The organism is Streptomyces sp. WM6378 (assembly GCF_001279695.1).
Lineage (GTDB): Bacteria > Actinomycetota > Actinomycetes > Streptomycetales > Streptomycetaceae > Streptomyces.
Genome location: NZ_LGDD01000220.1, coordinates 1 through 320, shown reverse-complemented (window position 1 = coordinate 320; position 320 = coordinate 1). Strand labels below are relative to the sequence as shown.

1 protein-coding gene is annotated in these 320 nt (G+C 64.7%); it reads left to right on the top strand.

Annotated features, from left to right (window positions below; genetic code table 11):
* A partial coding sequence (locus ADK54_RS17770) for a carboxyl transferase domain-containing protein (protein ID WP_324610170.1) occupies positions 1 to 320 on the top strand: 320 nt, incomplete at both ends.

The window sequence follows — 320 nt, the reverse complement described above, 5'->3', positions numbered from 1 at the left end:
GCGAAGGGCAAGCTGACGGCGCGTGAGCGTATCGACCTGCTGCTCGATCCCGGTTCGTTTCACGAGGTGGAGCAGTTGCGTCGGCATCGTGCGGTGGGTTTCGGTCTGGAGGCGAAGAAGCCGTACACCGACGGTGTGGTCACCGGGTGGGGTGCGGTGGAGGGCCGGACGGTCTTCGTGTACGCCCATGATTTCCGGATCTTCGGTGGTGCGCTGGGTGAGGCGCATGCGACGAAGATCCACAAGATCATGGACATGGCGATCGCGGCGGGTGCTCCGCTGGTGTCGTTGAACGACGGCGCTGGCGCCCGTATCCAGGA